Annotated in this window: 29 protein-coding genes and 1 pseudogene; 3 read left to right on the top strand and 27 right to left on the bottom strand. The window is 52.6% G+C overall.

The window, feature by feature from the left end; genetic code table 11:
- Window positions 1-9 precede the first annotated feature (9 nt).
- From add to IPZ49_RS05020, 24 genes and pseudogenes are all read right to left on the bottom strand, one after another.
- The gene (gene add, locus IPZ49_RS05135) at window positions 10-1,008 is read right to left on the bottom strand and encodes an adenosine deaminase (RefSeq protein WP_022647922.1); all 999 of its coding nucleotides are present in this window, start codon (window positions 1,006-1,008) and stop codon (window positions 10-12) included.
- A gap of 96 nt (window positions 1,009-1,104) precedes the next feature.
- Window positions 1,105-2,277, bottom strand: coding sequence for a MalY/PatB family protein (locus tag IPZ49_RS05130; protein WP_063146031.1), 1,173 nt, complete (start codon window positions 2,275-2,277; stop codon window positions 1,105-1,107).
- 49 nt (window positions 2,278-2,326) lie between these two features.
- A pseudogene (gene malX / locus IPZ49_RS05125) lies at window positions 2,327-3,733 on the bottom strand (maltose/glucose-specific PTS transporter subunit IIBC); the annotation flags it as partial.
- A gap of 44 nt (window positions 3,734-3,777) precedes the next feature.
- Complete coding sequence (locus tag IPZ49_RS05120) at window positions 3,778-5,058, bottom strand: site-specific integrase (protein ID WP_022650950.1); 1,281 nt, start codon at window positions 5,056-5,058, stop codon at window positions 3,778-3,780.
- Window positions 5,059-5,090: 32 nt separating this feature from the next.
- Entirely contained in the window at window positions 5,091-5,339 is a 249-nt protein-coding gene (locus tag IPZ49_RS05115) for an excisionase family protein (protein ID WP_022650951.1), read from the bottom strand.
- Between the two features lie 103 nt (window positions 5,340-5,442).
- Window positions 5,443-5,628 carry a hypothetical protein gene (locus tag IPZ49_RS05110; protein ID WP_063932803.1) on the bottom strand — a complete coding sequence of 62 codons (186 nt, stop codon included), beginning with the start codon at window positions 5,626-5,628 and terminating at the stop codon, window positions 5,443-5,445.
- 9 nt (window positions 5,629-5,637) lie between these two features.
- A complete protein-coding gene (locus IPZ49_RS05105) occupies window positions 5,638-5,877 on the bottom strand; it encodes a DUF4222 domain-containing protein (protein WP_063932802.1) in 240 nt (79 codons plus the stop codon).
- 195 nt (window positions 5,878-6,072) lie between these two features.
- Window positions 6,073-6,294 (bottom strand): TraR/DksA family transcriptional regulator, encoded by a 222-nt coding sequence (locus IPZ49_RS05100; RefSeq protein ID WP_063932801.1) that lies wholly within the window; start codon window positions 6,292-6,294, stop codon window positions 6,073-6,075.
- A gap of 1 nt (window position 6,295) precedes the next feature.
- Window positions 6,296-6,706 (bottom strand): hypothetical protein, encoded by a 411-nt coding sequence (locus IPZ49_RS05095; protein ID WP_063932800.1) that lies wholly within the window; start codon window positions 6,704-6,706, stop codon window positions 6,296-6,298.
- Between the two features lie 91 nt (window positions 6,707-6,797).
- Window positions 6,798-6,989, bottom strand: a complete 192-nt coding sequence (locus IPZ49_RS05090; protein WP_063932799.1) for a DUF1382 family protein — start codon at window positions 6,987-6,989, stop codon at window positions 6,798-6,800.
- On the bottom strand, window positions 6,986-7,852 hold the full coding sequence (locus tag IPZ49_RS05085) for an MmcB family DNA repair protein (RefSeq protein WP_063932798.1): 867 nt from the start codon (window positions 7,850-7,852) through the stop codon (window positions 6,986-6,988). Before IPZ49_RS05085 ends, IPZ49_RS05090 begins: the two co-directional genes overlap by 4 nt.
- A complete protein-coding gene (locus IPZ49_RS05080) occupies window positions 7,849-8,073 on the bottom strand; it encodes a hypothetical protein (protein WP_063932797.1) in 225 nt (74 codons plus the stop codon). Before IPZ49_RS05080 ends, IPZ49_RS05085 begins: the two co-directional genes overlap by 4 nt.
- A complete protein-coding gene (locus IPZ49_RS05075; RefSeq protein ID WP_063146025.1) occupies window positions 8,073-8,738 on the bottom strand; it encodes an MT-A70 family methyltransferase in 666 nt (221 codons plus the stop codon). Before IPZ49_RS05075 ends, IPZ49_RS05080 begins: the two co-directional genes overlap by 1 nt.
- Window positions 8,735-8,887, bottom strand: coding sequence for a DUF1317 family protein (locus tag IPZ49_RS05070; RefSeq protein WP_000148437.1), 153 nt, complete (start codon window positions 8,885-8,887; stop codon window positions 8,735-8,737). Before IPZ49_RS05070 ends, IPZ49_RS05075 begins: the two co-directional genes overlap by 4 nt.
- Window positions 8,887-9,108: a hypothetical protein gene (locus IPZ49_RS05065; RefSeq protein ID WP_048339497.1), complete on the bottom strand. Its 222-nt coding sequence runs from the start codon at window positions 9,106-9,108 to the stop codon at window positions 8,887-8,889. The genes IPZ49_RS05070 and IPZ49_RS05065 overlap by 1 nt, the downstream gene beginning before the upstream one ends.
- Window positions 9,109-9,133: 25 nt before the next feature.
- Window positions 9,134-9,577 carry a single-stranded DNA-binding protein gene (gene ssb, locus IPZ49_RS05060; protein ID WP_063146024.1) on the bottom strand — a complete coding sequence of 148 codons (444 nt, stop codon included), beginning with the start codon at window positions 9,575-9,577 and terminating at the stop codon, window positions 9,134-9,136.
- Window positions 9,578-10,204, bottom strand: coding sequence for an ERF family protein (locus tag IPZ49_RS05055; protein WP_045281528.1), 627 nt, complete (start codon window positions 10,202-10,204; stop codon window positions 9,578-9,580).
- Complete coding sequence (locus tag IPZ49_RS05050; protein WP_159426872.1) at window positions 10,201-10,359, bottom strand: hypothetical protein; 159 nt, start codon at window positions 10,357-10,359, stop codon at window positions 10,201-10,203. Before IPZ49_RS05050 ends, IPZ49_RS05055 begins: the two co-directional genes overlap by 4 nt.
- The gene (locus IPZ49_RS05045; protein ID WP_001303341.1) at window positions 10,356-10,553 is read right to left on the bottom strand and encodes a hypothetical protein; all 198 of its coding nucleotides are present in this window, start codon (window positions 10,551-10,553) and stop codon (window positions 10,356-10,358) included. Before IPZ49_RS05045 ends, IPZ49_RS05050 begins: the two co-directional genes overlap by 4 nt.
- An 8-nt stretch (window positions 10,554-10,561) precedes the next feature.
- Window positions 10,562-11,533 carry a hypothetical protein gene (locus IPZ49_RS05040; protein ID WP_063146023.1) on the bottom strand — a complete coding sequence of 324 codons (972 nt, stop codon included), beginning with the start codon at window positions 11,531-11,533 and terminating at the stop codon, window positions 10,562-10,564.
- 70 nt (window positions 11,534-11,603) lie between these two features.
- Window positions 11,604-11,813 (bottom strand): cell division protein FtsZ, encoded by a 210-nt coding sequence (locus IPZ49_RS05035; RefSeq protein WP_000607101.1) that lies wholly within the window; start codon window positions 11,811-11,813, stop codon window positions 11,604-11,606.
- Window positions 11,810-11,968, bottom strand: coding sequence for a hypothetical protein (locus tag IPZ49_RS05030; RefSeq protein ID WP_023330205.1), 159 nt, complete (start codon window positions 11,966-11,968; stop codon window positions 11,810-11,812). Before IPZ49_RS05030 ends, IPZ49_RS05035 begins: the two co-directional genes overlap by 4 nt.
- Window positions 11,969-12,279: 311 nt before the next feature.
- Window positions 12,280-12,510 (bottom strand): hypothetical protein, encoded by a 231-nt coding sequence (locus IPZ49_RS05025; protein WP_023330696.1) that lies wholly within the window; start codon window positions 12,508-12,510, stop codon window positions 12,280-12,282.
- Window positions 12,511-12,711: 201 nt separating this feature from the next.
- A complete protein-coding gene (locus IPZ49_RS05020; RefSeq protein ID WP_063932796.1) occupies window positions 12,712-13,053 on the bottom strand; it encodes a hypothetical protein in 342 nt (113 codons plus the stop codon).
- Window positions 13,054-13,385: 332 nt separating this feature from the next.
- On the opposite strand from IPZ49_RS05020, the gene IPZ49_RS05015 reads away from it, so the two are divergent.
- Window positions 13,386-13,592 (top strand): hypothetical protein, encoded by a 207-nt coding sequence (locus IPZ49_RS05015; RefSeq protein ID WP_063932795.1) that lies wholly within the window; start codon window positions 13,386-13,388, stop codon window positions 13,590-13,592.
- Window positions 13,593-13,615: 23 nt separating this feature from the next.
- Here the strand turns inward: IPZ49_RS05015 and IPZ49_RS05010 are convergent, their stop codons facing one another.
- The 3 genes from IPZ49_RS05010 to IPZ49_RS05000 form a co-directional block, all read right to left on the bottom strand.
- Entirely contained in the window at window positions 13,616-13,900 is a 285-nt protein-coding gene (locus IPZ49_RS05010) for a type II toxin-antitoxin system HicA family toxin (RefSeq protein ID WP_045265467.1), read from the bottom strand.
- A gap of 11 nt (window positions 13,901-13,911) precedes the next feature.
- Window positions 13,912-14,208: a DUF1902 domain-containing protein gene (locus tag IPZ49_RS05005; RefSeq protein WP_045265468.1), complete on the bottom strand. Its 297-nt coding sequence runs from the start codon at window positions 14,206-14,208 to the stop codon at window positions 13,912-13,914.
- A gap of 280 nt (window positions 14,209-14,488) precedes the next feature.
- Entirely contained in the window at window positions 14,489-15,181 is a 693-nt protein-coding gene (locus IPZ49_RS05000) for a helix-turn-helix transcriptional regulator (RefSeq protein WP_015571542.1), read from the bottom strand.
- Between the two features lie 105 nt (window positions 15,182-15,286).
- Here IPZ49_RS05000 and IPZ49_RS04995 point away from each other — a divergent pair, with 105 nt between their 5' ends.
- A complete protein-coding gene (locus IPZ49_RS04995) occupies window positions 15,287-15,520 on the top strand; it encodes a helix-turn-helix domain-containing protein (RefSeq protein ID WP_003859811.1) in 234 nt (77 codons plus the stop codon).
- Between the two features lie 29 nt (window positions 15,521-15,549).
- A complete protein-coding gene (locus IPZ49_RS04990; RefSeq protein WP_057060256.1) occupies window positions 15,550-16,092 on the top strand; it encodes a toxin YdaT domain-containing protein in 543 nt (180 codons plus the stop codon).
- Window positions 16,093-16,162 lie beyond the last annotated feature (70 nt).

Below are 16,162 nucleotides of genomic sequence, written 5' to 3'. Positions count from 1 at the left end.
TAAAGAGGACTACTGAGCAACTTTATCGCGCAGCGCCTGTTTCTCTTCAGGCGTCAGGAAGGCGATCTCCAGCCCGTTGATTTGCGCCTGACGGATCTGCTCGCGGCTCAGCCCGGCCTGCGGCGCGGCGATGTTGTATTCGTGAATAATATCCACGCCCTGAACCGCCGGATCGTCCGTGTTCAGTGAAGCCAGCACCCCGTGTTCAAGGAAGGTTTTCAGTGGGTGTTGCGCCAGCGACGCCACTGTACTGGTCTGAATATTGGAGGTCAGGCAGGATTCGATTCCAATACGTTGTTCGGCGAGGAAATCCATCAGCGCGCGATCTTCAATGGCTTTCACACCGTGACCAATACGTTCCGCACCCAGTTCACGAATGGCCTGCCAGATGCTTTCCGGCCCCGCGGCTTCGCCAGCATGAACGGTAATATGCCATCCTGCATCACGTGCGCGGTTGAAATGAGACAGGAACAGGCTGCCCGGGAAGCCCAACTCATCACCGGCCAGGTCGATGGCGGTGATCTGGTCGCGATGCGCCAGTAACGCTTCCAGCTCCTGAAGACAGGCCGCTTCACCGAAGGTACGGCTCATAATGCCGATCAAACGCGCCTGAACGTCAAAGGTTTTGCAGCCTTCACGCACGCCTTCAATGACCGCTTCAACCACGCCCGCTACGGGGAGACTGTGGGTCATCGCCATATAGCCCGGAGAGAAACGCAGTTCGACATAGTGCAGGCCGTTGCGAGCGGCATCTTCGATGTTTTCAAAGGCGACACGGCGACAGGCATCGAGCGAGGCCAGCATCTTCACGCCCCAGTCAAGCTTGCTCAGAAAACTTACCAGATCCGGCTCGTTCGACGTCACCTGGACATGGGGGATCAGGGTTTCAAGCGTTTCGGCAGGAAGCGTTAAATTGAACTGGCGACCAAGATCGAGAATAGTTTGGGCACGAATGTTCCCGTCGAGGTGGCGGTGAATATCAGTTAAAGGCAGGCGTGTATCAATCATGGTCGCACTCTTTGCTGGTTAAAGTGCGCCATATTATAAAAACAAAACGGGGGAAAAAGCTATTTGCGCAAGGGAATATTCCGTTGCGCAAATTATTTACAGCAGAGTGTTGATACCCGCAATAAGGCGCTGAACGCCCTGTTCGAGCTTACTGCGAGGACAGCCCGCGTTCAGTCGAACATAGCCTTTACCTTCATCCCCATAAGTATATCCCGGCATGATGGCCACTTTTTGCTGTTCAATCAGCACGTTTTGCAGCGTATTGTCATCAATACCGAGTGGGCTGAGATCAATCCAGGCCAGATAGGTGGCCTCTGGCGGTTGCCAGTTGAGTGTCGGAAATGCAGCATTCAGTTCGTCAGCAATGTAGCGCAGGTTTTCTTCGAGATAGGTCCGCAGCGCGTCCAGCCAGGGTTCGCCCTGCCGGTAAGCAGCAATGTGCGCGGTCAGCGCCAGCACGGAAGGGGAAGAGAGTCCGTCCCGCCCTTTTAAGGCATTCAGATAGGCGTTACGGCTGTCGTCATCGGCGATAAGCCCCCAGGCGCCCGTCAGTGCCGGAATATTGAAGCTTTTGGAACCGGAGGTCAGCAGCGCCCATTTACCGCGTGCAACCTCATTCCACGGGGTATGGCGATGCGTGCCCCATACCATGTCCATATGAATTTCGTCGCTGATTACCGCCACATCATGACGGCTGCAAAGCGTTGCAATTGTGGCCAGATCTTCCCGCGTCCAGACTTTGCCGGTCGGATTTTGCGGGCTACACAGCAGCAGAACCGTGTTTTCCGGTTTTGCCAGCGCCGCTTCCAGCGCGGCCATATTGCCGTCCCAGCCACGCGCCGTTTTCTGCATCGGCACGGAAACAACGGTACGCTGGTTGCCTTCAATCGCTTTATAAAAGGCATCGTAAGCCGGGGTATGAACCACCACACCGTCGCCAGGCGCGGACCATATGCGGATCAGCTCCGAGACCATATAAATGACCGACGGCCCATACACTACGGTTTCGGTATCAATCTGACTGTTAAAGCGTTGCCGGAACCAGTGCGCCACGGCAGCCAGAAATTCGTCATTTTTCCAGCGGCTGTAGCCAAACACGCCGTGGTTGATGCGCTGGTGCAGCGCATCGGTAATACAGGGAGCGGTGGCGAAATCCATATCAGAGATGGTGAAGGGCAGCAGGTCGGCAGCCCCAAAACGGTCAGCGACATAATCCCACTGGGTACACCAGGTGCCGTGTCGATCCACGACGGTAGAAAAATCAAACATGACGGTGCTCCGTAAAGTAAAACCCCCTCATGACGAGGGGGGCGAGGCATCAGGCTTCGACGGTTCGCATCAGGGTTGCCAGCTCATCCTTCACTGACTGTACCTGCGGGCCAATGACGACCTGCAAATTGTGTTGATTTAACTGTACCACGCCGATAGCCCGGTTAGCTTTAAGTGCGTTGGTATCCACTTTGGACATGTCCGCCACCGACAAACGCAGGCGGGTGATGCAGTTATCCAGAGAGGTAATGTTATCCGCACCGCCCAGCGCCGCCAGAATAGCCGGCGTGTTATATCCGGATTTCCCAACGGTACCGGCCACTGCCTGTTCAACGCTGGTGGCCGTATCGGTATCGCGGCCAGGCGTTTTCAGGTTAAAGCGGGTGATGGCGAAGCGGAAGATCCCGTAGTAAACCGCGAACCAGATGGCGGCCACAACCGGCACCAGATACCACTTGGTGGACAGGCCGTGCAGGATACCGAATACCACGAAGTCAATCACGTTACCGTCGGTGTTACCGATGGTCACACCGAGCACAGCCATCACGGTAAAGCCCAGGCCTGTCAGTACGGCGTGGATGAGGTACAGTACCGGTGCCACGAACAGGAACAGGAACTCGATAGGTTCTGTCGTACCGCCCACCACGCAGGCAATCACGCCGGAGATCAGCAGGCCTTTAATTTTATGACGATTTTCCGGACGGGCACAGTGGTACATCGCCAGCGCAGCGCCCGGCAGGCCGCCGAGGAAGGCAGGCATTTTACCCTGAGAGAGGAAACGCGTCGCACTTTCAGAGAAGCCGTGCGTGGTCGGGCAGCTCAGCTGGGCCTGGAAGATGGTCAGCGCGCCGCTAACGGAATGACCGCAAACGTCCATAGTGCCGCCTGCTTCAGTAAAACGGATCAGGGCAACCAGGATGTGCTGTAAACCAAATGGCAGCAGCAGACGTTCACCCGTACCGAAAATCATCGGGCCGAAATCACCCGCGCCGTTGATAATGCGGCCAATACCGGTGATCCCCATGGCAAAAACCGGCCAAATCAGAGGGATGATCAGACCAAACAGACCCATCACAACCAGCGTAATGATTGGCACAAAGCGGGTGCCGCCGAAGAAGGCCAGCGCATCGGGCAGGCGGATGTTATGAAAGCGCTCGTGCAGCATCCAGATGATCACTCCCGCGATCACGGCTCCAAGGATCCCGGTATCGATGGACTGAATTCCAATCACGCTCTGAATGTTATTGGCTTTCAGTACCGCCGCGTCGGTCGTGGGCAGGATCCCTTTGGCGGTCAGCCAGAAGTTAACCGCAAGGTTCATGACCGCATAGCCAACGAAGCCCGCAAACGCCGCCACGCCTTTGTTTTCGCGCGCCAGACCCAGAGGAATGGCGATACAGAACATTACCGGCAGGAAGCTAAAGGCAAAAGAGCCGACCTTGCTCATCCAGATGAATCATGATTGAGGTGGTATTAATATGTTAAATCAGATAGTTAAGGTTATGCGGTTTTTCTATGGGGCATCAGTGGGGCATTTTGAGTAAATGATGCGTTCAAAATGCCCACCTGGTCATGGTTATTCTCGGTCATCCATTTACCGTAAACCGTGAATAGCATTTGCGCTGACGAATGGCCCATCTGGTGCGCAACGAAATTTGGGTTCGCTCCGGCGACCAGTGCCCAGCACGCATATGTGTTCCTGGTTTCATAAGACCGTCTTTGTCGGACGCCTGCACGACGCAGGGCAGTGCGCCAGGCTGAATTAATGGATCCTGGGACGTAGCACATCGTCTTCTTACCGTTCATTGAAGTAATGGACGGCGAGAATATAAAGGTGCATTCATCGGTTCTCTTTTTTTTGTATTCCCGTAGGCTGACGCTTACCTTGTGGGATGCCATCATTCTGGTCAGTGGCATTTGCGCCTTGAGTGCATCAATTGCTGGCTGGGTCAGCTGTATTGTTCGAATCCCGGCGTTGGTTTTTGGCAGGGTGAAGTTTCCCTTCAGGGAATAGTTGCGTGACACTGTAACAGTCCAGTTGACAGTATCCACATCCTCCCAGGATAACGCGCTTAGTTCGCCATGCCTGACGCCTGTATTTACCGCAAAGATAACCATATTCTGAAACTGTAGCGTTGGGCAGGCCGCAACCACTCTCTGATACTCATCAGAAGTAAGAGGATCTGGAATGGGTCTTTCTTTTGCGAGAGGGGTAATACCTGCCATCAGATCGGTTTTCAGGTAGCCACTTTTGAAAGCAAAGCTCAGCATCCCGCCTAGGCATGCCATATAGCTATTGACTGTAGGAACGCTTCTTCCCTTTTTGGGTGGATGATTTAGACCATGTCTGGTCTTCTGCCAGCCGTTCAGTAGCTCCTTCCTGGCACTAAGGATATCTTCAGTGTTCAGGCTGCCGATATACCTGTGCTCACCAATTGTTTCGATAGTGGTTGTGAGGTGGCAATCGTAACGCCTCAACGTCCCGAGGCTAAGCTCCATCTCTTTAAGCCCAAGCCATTTCGATTTCAGTTCAAGTAGTGAGATTTGCTTTCTGACAGTGCTGAATTTCTCTGCGTTCGATGAATCAGGGAATTGCGAGGCATAATTGAATGTGCCTGTCTTTATCGCAAAGCAGACTGAAGCCCGAAGTTCGCCTGCCATTTTCCTGTTTTTTGGCGTGTCAGGAACGCCGAGATTTTCCCTGACACGCTTCCCCTGATATATGAACCATATGCGTAACGATTCGCCATGAACCTCTACGCCTGTTGGGTATGCTGCCATAATCATTCCTCGTTTGATGTGCCAAAGGACATTTAAGCAGATATTCTCCGGCGTTTCGCTGGGCTTTGGTGCTCGATCCAGTGGTTTATCTCATCGCGGTTATACATGATTGGGCTGTTTTGCTTAGGTGCCATATCAGGGGCAACATGGCGATAATGCTTTCCCTCCATCCAGGTAGACCGGCGAGCATGCTGAATCATGTGCTTTGACATGCCGGTTGTCGCAGTTAAAAGTTCCTCTGTGACCCATTTATTCGGTACCAACTGAATAATGTCGCTCATGGTTTTCTCCAGGCAAAAAAGAAGCCCGGCGTACCGGGCAAAAGGGATAACGGAGCAGTGCTTTCGCACCCAATAGCCAGCTCATAACTGGCTATCAGTTGCGTCATAACCGGCTGAGGCTTTTTTCAAGCCATTCAGGGTTGGGCACTATCTCGTCACACACCACTGGCTCTTCGAGAGCATCACGAAAAGCCGCTGCAACAATCTTCCCGCCCATAAACTCCATTCCGGCACTGACTGGCGGCTCCTTGCCGTCCTCATATTCGAATACGAACGTCATCTTCCCCATAATCTCTCCTCATGCCGCACGCTGGGCGCGCAGCTTCTTCAGGTGTTCTGCTGTTTCGATTTCTTCGGCGATCCGCTCAGCCTGTGCTTTGGTCAGCGGCTCGAATTCGTGTTGAAAGCGGCCTATGCTGGCGATGCAGGTGCGACCGTTGCGGATGTAGTGGATTACTTCGTGGGTAGCGCGGAGGATTTTGCAGGGCGCGCCGTGGGGATCGGCGTACCAGGTATTAGGCTGGATTATCCTGAACATTGGCTTGCTCCTGACTGCGCTTAAACTCCTCTCGGTAAGCAGCAACTTCTTTAGCTTTTCTTTTCTGCCGTGGTGATGACTTTGCGTGCTCCCAAACAAAAGGCCAGTTGCTACCCCATACCAACCAGCGTCTATTGCTGATTCGATATGTGTTATTAATGTGAGCGCCAATAAGCCGACGGGCTTTTCTGTTATTCATGACAGCCCTCTCTGCTTATTCCTCAGTTCGATGACACCCTGGCACTCCGCGCACGTCTGGCATCCGGGAACGGCAGCGCGGCGCGGCTCGGGAATTGGTTCGTCGCATTCTTCACAATGCTCAGCTGATACGGCATTACGGTCGATGCGGTGAGCGGAAAGGGCTGCGTTACGCTGTAGCTCTTCAATCTCTGCTGCGGTATCGATGATATCGGCCATGTTATGCGTCCCAGTTGATGCCAGCAGAAACAAGCTGTCGGCAATGCCTAATGATTTGAGCGCGGTTGACGATGCCAAGCCGCCATGGAGAGTAGAAGGGGGTTCTATCGATTAGCGCTCCGCCAGAATACTCAGCATCATCCGCTCGACTCATTCCTTCCCAGTCGGTCGTTTGTAGGATGAGGGCATCGTGTAACAGGTAAAAAGCATCCCAGCTTTTTGCCTCACCCCAGTAATCTACCTCGCAGACCTGCCATTCTTGATAATCCATCCCAGCGAAATAGCCTTCATCAAGCGTGAATGCCTCTGGAGGGTACTGCTTAGGCATGAGTGCAATCAGCAGACGCATCGCTTCAGTGCTGAATTTCTTCTCAATGCGAGCCTTACGGTTTGTGAATTTGTAGCGAGCCATATTCAATGCTCCCGGAACTGTCGGTTAATTCGGTTGAAGGTGAACGCCATCAATAAAAAAGGCCGCTTTAGCGACCTGGTGATTAGTGCCCTCATGCTGCACCGCCTTCATTCTTCTCGGCTTCGACTGCCATCTGCTCAAGCCGTCGAGATAGCTCGGCGGCCAGCGCCTGGAATTCTTCTTCGGTCGCCACCGGGATCGGCACAAAGCGAATCCCGATGTGCGCCAGGTGGTTGGCGATTTCGATGCTTTTTCTCAAATCAACGGGCGAGGCTTTGTTCATGCGGCGTTCTCCCCGGGTAATGGTTTCAGACCATCATTCAGCGTGCGCTCAAGGTTGGACAATATTCCTCGCAACCTCTTTATCTCTTCATCCTCGGTCAGTCGGCGCATTGCTTCCCATAGCGTCCTTGTCAGTACATAGATAGGGACATTCGGGTCGAGGCCAAGCGCTTTCGCCAGACCTTGCTGAGCGTCGGTTAACCTTTCCTCCGATTCCTCCCGGCGCTTACGTCGGCGTTGCATCTCCTCCTCACTTTCCTGGCGCAGGTTCTTCAGCCTTTCATCGTTATCCCTAACCTGCTGCTCAAGCCGCTCCTTCGACCGATGCGCTCGACAAACAAGATCGGCGATTTCGCTGCCATGTCGCTTCATAAGTTTTTGTTCGCTTAGGTAGGTGTTGATTACGCGACTTTTTATTTGGGTTCTCTCTGCCTGTCGCGTCATGCCATCCATAAGCAACTTCATCCAGGCGTCGCGAGGTAGGTTATCAATCTGGCGCATTGTCGGCCCCTTGAGGGTATGCCATCCAGTTTCCTTCCGGATCATCAAGCCACAACCATCTGGGATGTCGCTTTTCTTGAGCATGCCTTCAGGAACTGCAAAAACAACGCCACCTGCATAGCTGAAGTATTTGGTGTATTTGCCTGCTGTAACGTCAGCCCGGAAATCACCTACGCTGACTTTAACCTCATAGACGACTGGGCAGAACTTGCTGTAGCTGTGAGCAATAGAGTAGACATCAGGTCGGCACGTTCCGGCGGGCCCAAGCTGCATATCCTCCCAGCAGATGCGCGCTGTGTTCTGGCGCAAATGTTCTGCAAGGTCATGAGCAAGCTCGTTATGACCCCATTTTTTTGTTGTCATTGTTCAGCTCCAAACCGCCCGTTAAGGCGGCCAGTTTTGACGACGAACTCCAGGAGGCTAACTCCCAGAGCTTCAATTTTCTTGTGATGCTTGTTGATGATGGGAGGCACCGTTTCGTTCCAGTTTGGCTTTGGCTTCTTGCGCATGGCATGCTGGATTTCTTCGGTGCAGCGTCGGCAGGCGGCGCGGATGGCGTTGTCTTTTTCTGGCGTCGTGTGCATCAAGCTGCCCTCCATCCGTCTTTGAAGATGGGCTGGATGTTACCTGGAAAAAGCTCAACATCCGGTGATTCAGCCTGATTTCCCCAGTGATGCCAGCCTGGCGCCGCGCTGCGGCTGAATAACTCAATTCGTGGCACATCGCCGTAGAGCAGTTCCAGCCGGTGGCGAGCTTCCCACGGCTTTTCGCTGTGCGCGCCGAGCGGGCTGTAGACCACCTGCTTAATCCCTGCGTGCTTTCGTTCCAGCCCGGCGCCGCGGGTGGCAATCAACAGGTCTTCTGTATTGGCCCGGGTGTGATTGCCGCCGTTCATGCGCGTCTCGGCGTTAAGCAGATCGAGGAAGTCGTAAAAGTCGGTGATTTCACCCTCGGCCATCGCCTTGTTGATGCGCAGTTCGGCGTTCTGGTTCAGCTTCACCCAGGTAAAGCCTTTCATCGTGCGAACGGTAAATCCCCAGGCCTCAGCCAGTTCGATGGCCTCCTGGTTGTGCGTGCCGGTGTACCACATCGCCAGCACCGCGTTTTCGGCGGCAAGTTCCCACACTGGCAGGCGCTTGATGTCGATGAGCTTCATGGTGGAGTAGTGGTCGGCAGCGGCCCCGTTGCTGATGGTATTGCCGTAAGACCATGGTGGATCGACATACAGAAGTGAGTATTTCGTTGTCATGCCGCCTCCTGCCTTTCCCGATATTCCTCAGCGAGCCGCTGCGCCTTTAATGGATTGCGGACCACTTCACCCCATGGCATTAGCCAGCCGTTACCAATGAAGGGAAGGCACAGAGTGCCAACCCTGATGTCGTCGTGAGCGTGAGTCATTAGTCACTCCTTGAAGCACCGCCAAGACCTTTGCGGTTGTCATTCAGATATGGATCACATGGCCTGTAAGTCGATGGTTTTTCCGGTGATGTATCGTTCTCACGCTCCTCACGGATGATCTGGTAAAGCTCTTTGCGATCGGCGCGTTCTTGCGGGCTAAGTTTCCGGTCAGGGATTGGCCGGAGAAGATGTTTTCGATATTCGGGGGTAAATTTGTTCATTGGTTTCTCCTGACCGGGAGATGATTCAAAAGGGTATGTCGTCGTCGAAGTCCATTGGTGGTTCGCTTGGTTGATGTTGTGGTGCCGGTGAGCGTTGTTGCCGTTGGTGTTGTGGATGCGATGATACCTGTTGACGGGGGTTATCATTTCCTGGCGTGCCGCGTGGTGGGAGATCGATATCCCGTACCAGGATTGTCGGTGTCTGCACCTGCGAACCGTCCTGCTTAGTCCACTCCTCAATTACAAACTCGCCAGTAACAGCAACCTTTGCTCCCTTAACAATCGCGCCAGAGAGCTTCTCGGCCATTGCCCCGAACATCTTGCAATTCAGCCATGATGTCTTCTCATTCTCGCCAAACCCAGATTTTGCCGGGAGTGAAAACGAGGCGATGTGTTTCCCGTTTGGCGTGACGCGCAGTACCGCGTCTCTACCGACATTTCCTGACACTGTGATTGTGTTAATAGCCATTTAAGCCGCCTGTTTAAGTTCTTTTAGTCGAATGCCGGTGACGTCTTTGCATTTAGCCTGGTGATCAGCAAAACCATTCAGACGTGACCATGTTGTCGCGTATTGCGCCTGCAATTTTTTGCTGTCGTTTTCAGTACTGGCGTACTGAGTAAATTCAGCGAGAATTTGATCGGCATCTGCCGGTTGCACCTGATGGGTTTCGGCATCCGCGTCGATTGCAGTTTCCTCAGTTGGGATGCAAAACGCCTGAAAAGCCGCGTATTTGTATGCTATCGACATGGCCTTGTTTGTGGCCTTGTCGCCGCTATCCATCGCTTCACCATAGGTGGTGACGGTGTGGATGCTTCCGTCTTCGGTGCTGACGAAATCGAAGTCGCCACGAACCGTGATGTAGAACAGCGCACCGCCATTTTTGCTGGTTCGCTCGACGCTGGTGCGTTCGGTGTATCGGGGTAGGATCAGGAGTTTGTTTTTGACCAACTCCGGGGCCAGCGCGTTGTAAATGTCGTCGATACCACGAAACGCGTAATTGACCTGACTCCCTTGCTTCCTTTCTTTGCTGATACCCTTCTCAGCAAGCGCTGAAGCAACGCCGCTAATGGCGGCGTATACTTTCTTATCTGTCATGTGTAGTTCCCCGCAAATTCATCCCAACTAATGATCGGGTTCTGCCGCTCGGCGGCCAGGTTGACTGGCTCGTTGTCGTTCTCCGGCTTTTCCGGTATCACGTCGTGCATAAGGCGCAGGAGTGACTCTTCATCCCACCGTTCTGCGGCCGTCATGCTGCGCGCTCCTGATGAGTGATGACGTAACCCTGTTCAGCCAGCCACTCGATGACTTCTGCGCCGTCGAGTTGGGGGAGAACGTCACGGGTTTTAACGGTGCCGGCCAGCACAACGCCTTCCATCTCAACTTTGATGGTGTTGTGGGGGCCGACGGACGTGCGCATGTCTACGCACTCGCATGTGATATTCATGATTCACCTCAATAATGGATTTTCGCGCAGGGGATCAGGTCATCTTTCAGTGCGGTGAGCACTTCGATAGCCTGTTCGCGGGTTAAGCTGGTGTGGCTGGTGAGCGCGTTGACGATGTTGGTTCCGACCGTCTTTCGGTGTTTCACATCAGCTTCACGCTTTGCCTGCTCATCGGCGATGCGCTTCTCTTCGGCCAGACGTTTCTCTTCTGCCTGTTTTGCCTTGAGGCGCTCAGCTTCCACTGCCGCGGCTTTTTCGCGTTCCGCCCGGGCTTCCGCCTCCTGCTTCTCGCGAGCTGCACGCTGTTCCGCTTCGACGCGCTGGCGTACAGCCAGCTCTGCACGTGCTTTCTCTTCAGCTTCACGGCGCGCTGCGGCTTCAATCTCCGCTTTGTGCTTCGCTTCTGCATCGCGGCGGGCTTGCTCTGCCGCTTCCTGCTTGATGCGCTCTTCGTGCTCGCGTTGAGCCTGTTCCGCCAGGCGGCGCTGCTCTTCGCGGTCACGGTCGAAATCCTTGTTCATCAGCAGAGCCATTTCGTGGTCTGCTTCGAACTTGGCTGCCAGCTCTTGATCGAACTTGATGTTCATTTCCAGCGCTTCGGCGTGCATCGCGTTCATGGCTTCTTCAGCCTTGATGCGTTCCTGCTCGGCTTCCCATTCGGTTAGTGGGCGCCTTACTTCATCCTTCAGCGCGTCCAGCCGCTCACGCACAATGCGGCGGCTTTCGTCGATCTGCTTCGGCAGGGCTTTAAGCTCAGCAACCAGATCCTTACCGGCGTTGTCGATGTAAGTTTTGGAACGGGCAACCTTATGCGCCATGGATGCGATAGCGTCGCGGCCTTTGCGGGTCGACACATCCGGCACCAGGCTGCGAGCTTCTTTCTCGATCGCCTCAATAATCGGGTCGAGCTGCTCTTTGGTGGTGAATACCGCCATTGCGTTCTGTTTCTCAATGACGACTAAATCCGTTACTTCGCTCATGGTTTCTCCTGAAATTTGGATGTGCAGATCCCGCCCGCAAAAAGCCAGGCCGATCGGTTGAATAGGGTGGTTAGTGCTGGATAGGGTTGCCGTGACCGTCCAGAAGGACGTCAATCACGCAGTCACTGAGGCGGATGATTTCTGCATCAGTGTGGAGATATACCCATTTGCGCTCCTGAATGACTGCTGAGACGCGATAGGTTCGGCCTTCATGCAATGCCATCATGCCTGGCGTGACGCACTGGCGAATGAGCGGAGTGGTTCCGTAGTGATTGATCATACCTTCACCTCTACCTGTTCCAGGAGTCCAGCGATATGCATCTGCCAGCGGTTCAGAACCAGTTTTTCCCGCGGTGCCGATACCGACGTCAGTTGCCACTCGTTATCGTTGAGCTTTTTGGCGGTGTACTGCTTTCCGTTGTGGGTGACTGTCATGATACCTCCCGGCGATTTGCCTCGGAGTCCTGACGGAATGCTTCACGCAAGAACTCTTCACTAAATTCCATCTCAGGGGCCTGAACGAACGCGATATACGCTTCTTCCTGGCAGTTTGTGCAATATCCGGATCGGATTGCGCATCCGCAATTTTCACAATGTTTTGACATAAGCATCTCCGCCCTTAAGCCGGGCCGCTGAACGTTAAAAGACTTCTGCGCTAATGGGCGGTGGATGGCCGCCGGTTGTCATAAATGGGCAGACTCGAAAATCTGCCTATGTATGACCGATAAAAAACCCGCCGGAGCGGGTTAGTCGTTTGTCACTGTGTAACCTTCGTTTTCAAGCCAGCGAACCACATCAGATTCATCCATTGCATCAAGAAGTGATGCCGCCGTGTACTCAGAAATAATTTCTTCCGGCTTAACACATTCAACTAACTCGATACTGTCGATATCGATTTCCATATGCCTATTCCATCCGTCGCCGTATGGGTTAATAGAGTTAATTTGCTTAACTTTTAACGTCGCATCTATTGCCATCGCCTTACCCTCTGTCGTTACCCGCTGATGCGGGAGAAATGCTTTGTGGTGGAGTGCTCCGGATTCGAACCGAAGTTTTCATGGGTGATCAGTCCATGCAGGCCCAGCCACACCCCACTACAAAACATTCCAGTTATTGCCGGGGTATTTATCCGCGCCCGGCGCGCGCTTTCCCGCTATTCCCCAACAGCAAGAAATCGCTTACTCTTTAATCTCCCCAACAGTAGAAAGGATATATTCATGCAAACCATGCTGACCGTGTGCCCTGACTGCGGAAGTGAGATGTTCAACCAGCCCGATGATTTTGACTTTGAGATAAATTTCACCGGCGTCAGTTGTGCTGACTGTGGTCGCGAAATCACTAAGGACGATGTTGTCAATCAGGCCACGGACACGGTCAAAAAACAGCTCGACGACATGCTCAGGAATTCCCTGAAAGGAACTGGCTGGAAGTTCTAGTAGCTTTAAAAGCTCCCCGGTCTGAGTAAGCACCTCACTGGCGTCTACGTTAAGCAGTAGTGGCGCCGTTTTTTTATCTGCCATACACACCCCTCTGGTTATTTACCATCAGCCCCTCGTAAAGAGATGCTGGTAAATCGTTTAGCCATAATTGCCGCTCCTCCTGAGCCCGCCTATGGTCCGACGCATGGTTTACTGTCGCGCCGTTCGACTGACCGAATCTCAACTTCGCCGCTGGCTAACTTCGCTCAGCTGTCGATGTTTCGTTTCGATGGGCTTATTAAAAACCATAGTTGTTTTATCGTCAACAACAATAGTTGTATTAATGATTAATGTGGTTTTATTTGGTTGTTTTTAAACGAAATTTATTTTTAGCTCCGATGATGGTATGTTTGAAAAAACATCAGGAGGTGGCTATGGATCGTGATGAGCTTGCAGATGACCGGATAGCCTTCATGGCTGGAGAGGTTGGGTGTGTGGTGTTCGAGCTGGTTTACAACGGGATTGAGATTAACAAGGACAACATTGTGGGATTTCTGGAAGGGAAGCGTAAAGCCGTCGGGAACGTGATTCACAAAGGGATGTTACGGGATGCGGCTGAGATGGTCCGGAAGGGTAAATAAAAACCCGGCGCGGTGGCCGGGTTTTAGCTGGTGATTTGAAATCCTATATCTTCAAGCGTAGCGTCACCTCTGCATAATGCGTGAAAGTGGCGATCTTTCAGCCCGGCTTGTTTAGCCATGGATTTTATCAAATCTCTGGAAAATGGGGCGTGATGCTTATCAACTGTAACCACCCATTTCCCTTTGCTGTTCTTGAGAACCCATTGTTCGTGAGAGGTTCCTGTTTTGGGTTTCATTTCAAACCCCATTTTCTTAAGCCCTCTGATTACCTCGTCGTATTTCAAAGGGGTAAGCTTTTTCAAGAACATGTAATGCAGTCCTAAGCATGAGCATCACAAGGTTCAGCAAAGAGCTTTGCTTCACCTCGTTTTCTGACAAAGACCTGAAAGGCGATCACCCAATACTTTAGCCACATAGATAGCGGTGCTTTACGGCTAAGTAATTGTTTTGCATATTCCGGTTCTGATAGTGCTTCAGTGAAAAAGTCTTTAATCTGTTCGTCCAGTTTTTTTACGGCGTCCTGCATGGTATCTGCTTGCGCTGCCAATGACAGGTCTAAACACGCAGCTACGTAAACGCCGTTCTGCTGGTAGGCCATGCAACGTAAGGTTTTCATTTTGTATCTCCTCAGAAGCTCTCATATAGGAGCTTAAGTGAAGTTTACCCTATAGGTGATTTTAGGCAACTCAAAAAATAGATAAAAATGTAAATGTCAAGGAGTGGGGTTTATTAATCTGAATTTTTATACAGTGTAATTGTTTTGTATGAAAAATTCGCCATCCTTAACCAAACGTCTCATCAGGCCACCATAAGCACGATCGCAACAACCGAGAGCAAAGTAACCACGCCTACTATCAGATATTCTCTTATCACCCAAACACCTCATCAGGCCACTGCTACAGTTTGTTGTAAGCTATCGATTCATGGATCAGCGCTTTTCCCATGATGTAGAGCTGGTCCTGATTCTCTTCTGTTACATACCAGTCTTTGTAAGCCGGGTTATCTGAAAGCACGGCTAATTGCAGGCCCTGCATTTGCAGACGCTTAACATGGAAGTGCTGCCCAAAGACAAATGCGTATACTCCGTCAACCTTGAAGTTCCTCACTGACACATCGAAGAAGAGGCGATCACCAGACTGAATCGTTGGACACATACTGTCACCGTCTACAGTCATCACCTTCACATCATGCTGTGCGCGATTGCCGAAGAGGGCGCGGGCATGCTCATTTGTGAACTCAATAGCATGCAGAACTTCTACAAACTCAGAAATCATGAATGATCCCGGTCCCGCACTAACAGTGAGGTCGAGAACGTCTACGCGGAATACGTCCGAAGCTGCATTAGTTAATAAAGCTGCCCCTGATTGCTTTCCGTCATTAAGCATCGCCCCTTCTCCAGAGCTGAGCCAATCAGGCATTACCCCGAGCGCGTTAGCAATTTCCACAAGCTTGGTGGTCTGGCTGGCTTTTCCTGTTTCAATTTTCTGAATAGCCGCCTGGCTAACACCCACGAGATCCCCGAGCGCCTTTTGTGTCAGGCCTCGTGCCGCGCGTGCTTCTTTCAGTCTTCCAGCAAGTGTCGTTTTCATAAGGTTAAATGTACAACCGTGGTTTTATTCCATCAAACGAAAATGGTTGTTGACTAAATACAACCATAGTTTTATTCTTCATTCATATTCACTACGGAGGTTGTTATGAACCCAACCATTAAAACCGCTATCACCATTGTCGGCTCTCAAAAAGCCCTTGGTGAAGCGTGCGCAGTGTCGCAGCAGGCGGTTTACAAGTGGCTACACAACAAAGCGAAGGTTTCTCCGGAGCATGTGAACAGCATCGTAAAAGCAACTGGTGGCGAGATTCAGGCATACCAGATTCGCCCTGACTTGCCGACGCTGTTTCCGTCACCGGCCGACAACAATGCCGCTTAACGGCGGCCTTAACAACGAAAGGGAAAGCAATGCATTCACTTGCGTATCAACACAATACCGGAATACACCCGGGAGCGGTGATAAACCGCGCTCAACCTAAGGCGGCGCCAGACCACGAAAAGATCCGCGATGCGGTCCGGGCATGGTCGTCGGCGCTGGACAATCAGGACGTCGTTTCGGCGCTGATCATCAACGAATACCGGGAGCAGGGCGGGAACTACATAAGCTTTCCGGAAGACATCAGCCGGGCGCGGCAGAAGCTGTTCCGCTTTCTGGATAACCGCTTCGACTCCGAGCAGTACCGCGAGAACGTGCGCCAGTTGACACCGGCAATCATGGCCGTCCTGCCACTGGAGTACCGCAACCGCCTGGCGCCGCAGAACGACACGATGTCGCTGATCGCCTCTGCGATGAAAGAGTGCGCTGAAGCTAAACAGGCCGTGCTCCTGGACGCTCCAGAGCATCAAAAGCTGAAAGAGGTAAGCGAGGGTATAGCGTCGCTGTTTCGCCTTATGCCTGAGCAGGTAGGCCCGCTGATGACGATGGTGACGTCGATGCTGGGGGTTATGTGATGGGAAGTTTCAAAAATGGCGAAAGCCAGTCTGCGCGAACAGAACTGGCCTTCAGATGCAAATCGTGTGC

It is taken from the genome of Enterobacter cloacae complex sp. S2 (assembly GCF_015159675.1).
GTDB lineage: Bacteria > Pseudomonadota > Gammaproteobacteria > Enterobacterales > Enterobacteriaceae > Enterobacter > Enterobacter intestinihominis.
The sequence above is the reverse complement of the archived record's forward strand: the minus strand, read 5'-3'. Positions and strand labels throughout refer to the sequence as shown.

Bases quoted from the DNA above. Each gene is read 5' to 3' on its own strand.
- add (WP_022647922.1), bottom strand. From the start codon at position 1,008: ATGATTGATACACGCCTGCCTTTAACTGATATTCACCGCCACCTCGAC.
- IPZ49_RS05130 (WP_063146031.1), bottom strand. From the start codon at position 2,277: ATGTTTGATTTTTCTACCGTCGTGGATCGACACGGCACCTGGTGTACC.
- IPZ49_RS05120 (WP_022650950.1), bottom strand. From the start codon at position 5,058: ATGGCAGCATACCCAACAGGCGTAGAGGTTCATGGCGAATCGTTACGC.
- IPZ49_RS05115 (WP_022650951.1), bottom strand. From the start codon at position 5,339: ATGAGCGACATTATTCAGTTGGTACCGAATAAATGGGTCACAGAGGAA.
- IPZ49_RS05110 (WP_063932803.1), bottom strand. From the start codon at position 5,628: ATGGGGAAGATGACGTTCGTATTCGAATATGAGGACGGCAAGGAGCCG.
- IPZ49_RS05105 (WP_063932802.1), bottom strand. From the start codon at position 5,877: ATGTTCAGGATAATCCAGCCTAATACCTGGTACGCCGATCCCCACGGC.
- IPZ49_RS05100 (WP_063932801.1), bottom strand. From the start codon at position 6,294: ATGGCCGATATCATCGATACCGCAGCAGAGATTGAAGAGCTACAGCGT.
- IPZ49_RS05095 (WP_063932800.1), bottom strand. From the start codon at position 6,706: ATGGCTCGCTACAAATTCACAAACCGTAAGGCTCGCATTGAGAAGAAA.
- IPZ49_RS05090 (WP_063932799.1), bottom strand. From the start codon at position 6,989: ATGAACAAAGCCTCGCCCGTTGATTTGAGAAAAAGCATCGAAATCGCC.
- IPZ49_RS05085 (WP_063932798.1), bottom strand. From the start codon at position 7,852: ATGACAACAAAAAAATGGGGTCATAACGAGCTTGCTCATGACCTTGCA.
- IPZ49_RS05080 (WP_063932797.1), bottom strand. From the start codon at position 8,073: ATGCACACGACGCCAGAAAAAGACAACGCCATCCGCGCCGCCTGCCGA.
- IPZ49_RS05075 (WP_063146025.1), bottom strand. From the start codon at position 8,738: ATGACAACGAAATACTCACTTCTGTATGTCGATCCACCATGGTCTTAC.
- IPZ49_RS05070 (WP_000148437.1), bottom strand. From the start codon at position 8,887: ATGACTCACGCTCACGACGACATCAGGGTTGGCACTCTGTGCCTTCCC.
- IPZ49_RS05065 (WP_048339497.1), bottom strand. From the start codon at position 9,108: ATGAACAAATTTACCCCCGAATATCGAAAACATCTTCTCCGGCCAATC.
- ssb (WP_063146024.1), bottom strand. From the start codon at position 9,577: ATGGCTATTAACACAATCACAGTGTCAGGAAATGTCGGTAGAGACGCG.
- IPZ49_RS05055 (WP_045281528.1), bottom strand. From the start codon at position 10,204: ATGACAGATAAGAAAGTATACGCCGCCATTAGCGGCGTTGCTTCAGCG.
- IPZ49_RS05050 (WP_159426872.1), bottom strand. From the start codon at position 10,359: ATGACGGCCGCAGAACGGTGGGATGAAGAGTCACTCCTGCGCCTTATG.
- IPZ49_RS05045 (WP_001303341.1), bottom strand. From the start codon at position 10,553: ATGAATATCACATGCGAGTGCGTAGACATGCGCACGTCCGTCGGCCCC.
- IPZ49_RS05040 (WP_063146023.1), bottom strand. From the start codon at position 11,533: ATGAGCGAAGTAACGGATTTAGTCGTCATTGAGAAACAGAACGCAATG.
- IPZ49_RS05035 (WP_000607101.1), bottom strand. From the start codon at position 11,813: ATGATCAATCACTACGGAACCACTCCGCTCATTCGCCAGTGCGTCACG.
- IPZ49_RS05030 (WP_023330205.1), bottom strand. From the start codon at position 11,968: ATGACAGTCACCCACAACGGAAAGCAGTACACCGCCAAAAAGCTCAAC.
- IPZ49_RS05025 (WP_023330696.1), bottom strand. From the start codon at position 12,510: ATGGCAATAGATGCGACGTTAAAAGTTAAGCAAATTAACTCTATTAAC.
- IPZ49_RS05020 (WP_063932796.1), bottom strand. From the start codon at position 13,053: ATGGCAGATAAAAAAACGGCGCCACTACTGCTTAACGTAGACGCCAGT.
- IPZ49_RS05015 (WP_063932795.1), top strand. From the start codon at position 13,386: ATGGATCGTGATGAGCTTGCAGATGACCGGATAGCCTTCATGGCTGGA.
- IPZ49_RS05010 (WP_045265467.1), bottom strand. From the start codon at position 13,900: ATGTTCTTGAAAAAGCTTACCCCTTTGAAATACGACGAGGTAATCAGA.
- IPZ49_RS05005 (WP_045265468.1), bottom strand. From the start codon at position 14,208: ATGAAAACCTTACGTTGCATGGCCTACCAGCAGAACGGCGTTTACGTA.
- IPZ49_RS05000 (WP_015571542.1), bottom strand. From the start codon at position 15,181: ATGAAAACGACACTTGCTGGAAGACTGAAAGAAGCACGCGCGGCACGA.
- IPZ49_RS04995 (WP_003859811.1), top strand. From the start codon at position 15,287: ATGAACCCAACCATTAAAACCGCTATCACCATTGTCGGCTCTCAAAAA.
- IPZ49_RS04990 (WP_057060256.1), top strand. From the start codon at position 15,550: ATGCATTCACTTGCGTATCAACACAATACCGGAATACACCCGGGAGCG.